Source organism: Sphingomonas sp. CCH9-F2, assembly GCF_001556735.1.
GTDB classification, from domain to species: Bacteria; Pseudomonadota; Alphaproteobacteria; order Sphingomonadales; family Sphingomonadaceae; genus Sphingomonas; species Sphingomonas ginsenosidimutans.
Window position 1 is genome coordinate 1 of the sequence record NZ_LSJO01000028.1, and the last position, 254, is coordinate 254.

At 79.5% G+C, this 254-nt stretch carries 1 protein-coding gene; it reads left to right on the forward strand.

Annotated features, from left to right (window positions below; genetic code table 11):
* A partial coding sequence (locus AX685_RS22155; RefSeq protein ID WP_082740389.1) for a hypothetical protein occupies window positions 1–197 on the forward strand: 197 nt, incomplete at its 5' end.
* Between the last annotated feature and the right edge of the window lie 57 nt (window positions 198–254).

Here is a 254-nt window from a genome sequence, read left to right on the forward strand (position 1 = left end):
CCGCGCTGGCGGGGCGGTTCGCGCGCGATGCGGCGGCGCGCGATGCCGCGATGTTGCCGCCGCTGGGCGAGGCGGGCGCGATCGCCGCGGCGGCGCGGGCGGGGTTCGCGATCCCCGACGCCTGCCTGCCGGGGGTGGTGTCCAACCTGGAACTGCTGACCCGCCACGCCACGACATTGCGTGGGCCGGCGGCATGAGGCGTGCGGGCGAGATTGCGGCGGCGGTGCGCGCCGGCGCCGTGTCGGCGCGCGAGG